Source organism: Hyalangium sp. (assembly GCF_035629615.1).
Taxonomy (GTDB): Bacteria; Myxococcota; Myxococcia; order Myxococcales; family Myxococcaceae; genus Hyalangium.
In genome coordinates, this window is sequence record NZ_DASPHO010000730.1 from 1 (window position 1) to 5,041 (window position 5,041).

Annotated in this window: 5 protein-coding genes; 3 read left to right on the top strand and 2 right to left on the bottom strand. The window is 67.7% G+C overall.

The genetic code is table 11. The annotated features are described in order from the left end of the window. Positions 1-348, bottom strand: a 348-nt coding sequence (locus VD972_RS36260; RefSeq protein WP_324993390.1) for a substrate-binding domain-containing protein, incomplete at its 3' end; no start/stop codon positions are given. A gap of 288 nt (positions 349-636) precedes the next feature. After that, positions 637-858 carry an FmdB family zinc ribbon protein gene (locus VD972_RS45620; RefSeq protein WP_414654187.1) on the bottom strand — a complete coding sequence of 74 codons (222 nt, stop codon included), beginning with the start codon at positions 856-858 and terminating at the stop codon, positions 637-639. A 208-nt stretch (positions 859-1,066) separates the two neighbouring features. On the opposite strand from VD972_RS45620, the gene VD972_RS36270 reads away from it, so the two are divergent. From VD972_RS36270 to VD972_RS36280, 3 genes are all read left to right on the top strand, one after another. Then, positions 1,067-1,645 carry a rhodanese-like domain-containing protein gene (locus VD972_RS36270; RefSeq protein ID WP_324993392.1) on the top strand — a complete coding sequence of 193 codons (579 nt, stop codon included), beginning with the start codon at positions 1,067-1,069 and terminating at the stop codon, positions 1,643-1,645. 128 nt (positions 1,646-1,773) lie between these two features. After that, complete coding sequence (locus VD972_RS36275; RefSeq protein ID WP_324993393.1) at positions 1,774-2,688, top strand: DUF2381 family protein; 915 nt, start codon at positions 1,774-1,776, stop codon at positions 2,686-2,688. Between the two features lie 22 nt (positions 2,689-2,710). After that, positions 2,711-4,591: a serine/threonine-protein kinase gene (locus tag VD972_RS36280; RefSeq protein WP_324993394.1), complete on the top strand. Its 1,881-nt coding sequence runs from the start codon at positions 2,711-2,713 to the stop codon at positions 4,589-4,591. The last annotated feature ends 450 nt before the right edge of the window (positions 4,592-5,041 follow it).

A 5,041-nucleotide genomic window follows, 5' to 3' on the forward strand; every position in this document is an offset into this window, starting at 1 on the left:
GGTCAGGGACGTGATCGGGTTGGTGCCGTGGACGATGATGGCGACCCCATCGAGCGCGATGGCGTGCGCCTCCAGGTCCGCTTCATCGGCCTTGAGATCGCGGGAGACCATCCCGATGTCGGCCAGCCCCTGCCGTGCATCCGAGGCGCCGCGCGAGGAGCCGCCCGTCTGGACATCCACCCGGATTCCCGGGTTCTGCGCCTCGAACCGCTTGGCCACCTCGGACATCAAGGGGGCAATGGTGCTCGAGCCCGTCAACGTCAGCTTCGAGGCTTGCCCTGACTTCTCGGATTTACACCCCGTGACGGCCAACAGCAGTAACGCAACCCCGACCCACAGCTTCTTCATGGAAACCAAGCCTCCCGTGGCCCGCTTTTGACGAAAACTATACTAACACTGGGCGGCAGAGCGAACGCCGCACGGAGCGATCAGCTATTTGCCTGCTGTGCTGCGTCAAAACGGAGCTCTCTCCTCTGAAGTGAGCCCCTCCAGGCTGCACACTTGGAGGTACACTTACACAGGAAGTGGGAGCACTTCCAACGACTGTAGGTGGGGGTTGACAGTGGCCGAGCTTGCGGGGGGGGACCTGCAGGGCCTGCCAGGAGCAGGCCCGCGATCAGCGCCCCCGCGGGAACATCAACAGCTCGCGGGGCCGCAACCGCACGAAGGCCCACAGGACGGTGCTGACGCCTCCATCGAAGAACCGCCCTGCTTGCTGGTCCCGCTCATGGCGAAGACGGAGATCAGCTTCTCCAGGGTCTGGCTCTGGCAGGAAGGGCACTGGGCGGTCTCACTGCTGCGCACCAGCGCTTCAAACGTCTGCGAGCAATCGTGGCAGCGGTACTCGAACATCGGCATGGTGTGGACCTCACTCTGAAGAGAACGGCTGAGACCTTAGTTAACACAGCATCCTGGCCTGTCACTACAGCCCAGGGAAACAGGCCAGGCAAGCCCCCCCCCAGGGGCCGTGCCAGGGCCGCCGCCCTGATCCGGGCTTGAGTTCCTGGGAGAGGGGCCAGACACTCCCCCCGTTCCCTCTCCCCCACGAGGAGACCAGGAGTTCCCCATGCCTGCTGTCCACTCCCTCTACGTCCACCAGCTGGAAACCCTCCCTGCCTCGGCGCGCCGCATTGACGTGCGCGAGCCGGCGGAGTTCGACGGCATCCTCGGGCGCATGCCCCACTCCGAGCTGGTCCCGCTCTCCAAGGTCCTCGCCGCCGCGGAGTCCTGGCCACGAGAAGTCCCGCTGCTCCTCATCTGCCGCTCAGGCGCGCGCTCCATGAAAGCGGGACGGCAGCTGGCGGAGAAGGGCTTCACCTCGCTCTACAACCTGGAGGGCGGGATGCTCGCGGTGAACGAGGCCGGGCTCGAGGTGGAGGGCCCGGGCGTGATGCGCCTGAGCGCACTCGAGGTGCGGGCCTCCCTGTGCGCCGCGGTGCAACGGATCTATGGCACCCGCCCCCCGCCGGCCTGCGAGGCCTTCTTCGATGGCTTCGCCGCCTTCTCCCAGCCGGACCGAGACATGCTCCTCCAGGCACTCGACCGGGTGGCGACACGGGCCCGCGCGGACGGAGTGCCCGTGGACTTCATCGATCAGACGGTGCGGCCCGTGCGGGAGCAGATCGCCGTCGTCAAGGAAGCCTGAGGTTGGGGAGGTCGTCCGCGTCGTCTCCGAGGAGATCAAGAACGCCTTGAGAGCGCATGGGCGGACTTCAACGCGCGCGCGTTCTCTCGTCTGCTACTCTGGGGGCCTACCTGGGAGGTTCCCCCGCCTTGCTCCGACCTTTCGCCCCACCGTTCGCGCTCGCTTCCCTGATGGTGGGCCTCACCGCTACGGCACAGGCCTCGCCCCCAGGGCGCTCCCCTCCTCGCGCTGTCGTGCTCACGGGCAAGGCTGGCGAGTCGCCGTTGATCTCCGTGGCGCCAGGCACCTTCACGCTGATCATCCTCGACGCGCCGATCGTGCGTGAGTCCGTCGAGTTGGAGGGCCGCGCCCGTTTCACGGTGGTGGACGTGGGGGATCGAACCGTCACGCTCTCGCCCACCGCAGCGCTCGGGCCCGCCGAGCGGCTCGCACTGCGAGTCACCTACCGCGAGGGGTTCCCCTCAAGTGTCGTGTTCCTGCTCACCGGGCAGCCGGGCGTGGTGGATGACGTGGTGAACGTCACCCGCCCGCAGCAAACCGTGGAGGCGTACCGCGTGGAACTGTCCGCCACGCGCGCGCGGTGCGAGGCGCAGAGCAAGGAGCTGGAGGAGTTGAAGGCACGGCCCCCAGTGGTGAGCCCGGCCGCCGTGGCGCTCGCGGGGGTCGTGAACGAGAGGGGCGTGAGGGGGAAGGACTTCGAGCACGAGTGCTTCAAGGTGCGCGGCGAGCTTCGCCCCGTAGAGTGCAAGGGGCTCGGGGGGGCCACGTGGTCCGTGGTCATCCTGGAAGTGAGCAATACGGGGGGGGAGCCGTGGGCACCCGCGTGGGCAGAGGTGACGCCCGCAGCAGGAGGGGAGCCGCGCCGCGCTCGCGCGGTGCTCACCGGACAGGCACCCCTCCCCCCGAGGGGCTCGGTGAGAGTGGCCGTTGAGGTGGAGATGCCCGCGAGAAAGCTGGGAGAATGGCTGAGCGCGCTGCACACGCTGCGGGTGTGCAACAGTGACGGGAGCCGCTGCCTGTCCGTTCCCCAGGTGAAGCTGTAGCAACAGGCGAGAGGTGCCCAGCATGGTGGCGCAAGTGGATCCCTTGGACCTCAAGCCCGGCCAGATGGTGGACGGCTGGCGCATCGTCCGACGCATCGGGAGAGGCGGTTATGCCGTCGTCTACGAGGTAGAGAAAGACGGCCAGCGCTTCGCGCTCAAGGTGGCCTGTCAGACAGAGCGGAGCCGTGATCCGAGGCAGGTGGACGCACGCGCGATGCGTGAGGTGGCCTGCCTTCAGCAACTCAGGCACCGCCACATCATCCGCATGTGGGCTCATGGCCGGTGGCCGGATCCTCGCTCGGGCTTCCTCTACATCGTCCTGGACTTCGTGGACGGCTACACGCTGGCGCGGTGGGTAGAGCAGACCCACCCGACCCCGCATGAAGTCGTCGTCCTGTTCCGCAAGCTGTTTGAAGCCCTGGAGCACATGCACGGGCGGGACGTGTTCCACCGGGACTTGAGCCTGCGGAACATCATGGTCACCCAGGAAGGCGAGCCGGTGATCATCGACTTTGGCGCGGCGGACTACGCGGCCGCCGAGGAGTTGACGGATGGGCCGCTCCCCCCTGGGACGCCGCGCAACCGCAGCCCGGAGGCTCAGCGCTTCTGGAATGAAAACCGCCTCAACCCGGAGGCTCGTTACAAGTTCAAAGCGACGGACGATATTTTCGCGCTCGGGGCCAACCTCTACGACGTGCTGACGGACCCCATGCCCACGCGCGGCGAGAAGAGGCCCCCTCTGGGTAACGAGGTGATGGAGCCGCCCACCCCCTTCAAGGCAACCCAGGGGCGCGTTCCACAGGAGCTGAGCCGCTATGCGATGAAGCTGATCCACCACACTCCAGAGGAGCGGCACGCGACCGCGAAGGATGCGCGGGGCCCGCTGGAGGAATTCTCGCAATTCCAGGGCCCGGAGTGGCGCAGCACCCGCGTTCACCCGGTCGCCTCGCAGCTCCCGCCAGAACCCGCCGAAGGGGCGCCCGTGCCAGCCGAGGCGCGGCAAGCCGAGGGCCCGCACGTTCCGATTCCCTTCCATCCGCTCCCCGTTCAGGTGCCGCCCGCGCCGTCTGCTGCGGGGGCTGCTGCGCAGAGCCGCCCGCGCCGTGCGTGGCTCCGTCCGGTGTTCGTCGGGCCGCTGGCGCTTCTCGCCCTTGCGGCAGCCGTCGCCGCGTTCGTGCTTCACAGGCCAGCCGAACCCGCGCCGCCCCCTGTGGCCCAGAGCGCACCAGCGGCTCAGCCCCCGCCCGCAAGCGCGCTGGCCGAAAAGCCGACAAGCCGTCCCACTCAGTTACCCTCGCCTCTCCCTACCCAGAAGGAGGCGAGCCCTTCCGTGAAGCAGCCCGACACTTCCCCGACGCTGACCAACGGCGTACCCCACCCGCAGCAGGCCCAGAAGGCCAGCAAGCGGCGCGTGCTTTCGAAGGCTCAGAGGTGCGCACTCCTCGTAGCCTCTGTCGCATGGTTCCAAGCGGGCTGCCTCGGTGTGCAGTCGCGCCCGAATCCCGAGGATTGCCCCGAGGGAGCCGTCAAGGTGATGAAAGAGCTGGGGTGGAGAATAGAAAGCAACCGGGGGCCCGCGATCTTGATGGACGTGACCAAGGGGAGCGATGAAGTGGAGAGCTTTGCCGTTTTCAAGGATGGACACGTCACGGGTGAGCTGATCAGGCCAGAAGGAAAGGCGCCTGTGGGGATGCTGCTGGAGGGGCACCTGTGGACGACGGGGGACAAAATCTACGGCCGTTATGTCCGCGCCCACCTTCCAGGCGGGCGCACCGTGCCGATCTGCCTCGAGCTGCAAGACGGGGGTGGCCGTCTCGGCGTGGACAAGGCAGAGGGCTCGAAGCCCGGCCACACCGTAGGGAACAAGGCGGCCTTAACGATGGCGAGGGAGCGGTGGCGTTGAGCCGGACCCCGGTGGAGCTCGCGAGCGTCCAGGCTCGCCCGAGCGAGCGGTGCCCGACACGCGTGCTCTAGGGGAAATTACCTGCGAGGCGCCAGCACGATGATTGCCATACCGGCCAGAGCTACTAGCACCGATTGCCGCCGCGCTCTCGTCCGGCACAGCTCACCGCAGTAGCGGTGGCCCCGATCGCATCGGCTGCACAGGAAGAACCGCCGCAGGCACTCGGCCCGGCCAGACACCGAAACGGAGTGCTTCCACGCTCCCCCGGCGTGTGGCTGGCTTCTGGCGCGGCGGCCCGAAGTGCGCTACCTCCCTCTCACCGGCCGCCCACCTCTCACTCCCAGGGCGCGCCTCCAAGCAGGCCTTCCAGGTGCAGCTGGAGGGCCTTCCGTTTTTCAGGGGCACGCGCTCGGGCACCTCCTCCGCCCCACACAGCTTGCCCACAACTTT

Excerpts from the sequence above, each read along its gene's own strand:
- VD972_RS45620 (WP_414654187.1), bottom strand. The coding sequence starts at position 858 with ATGCCGATGTTCGAGTACCGCTGCCACGATTGCTCGCAGACGTTTGAA.
- VD972_RS36270 (WP_324993392.1), top strand. The coding sequence starts at position 1,067 with ATGCCTGCTGTCCACTCCCTCTACGTCCACCAGCTGGAAACCCTCCCT.
- VD972_RS36280 (WP_324993394.1), top strand. The coding sequence starts at position 2,711 with ATGGTGGCGCAAGTGGATCCCTTGGACCTCAAGCCCGGCCAGATGGTG.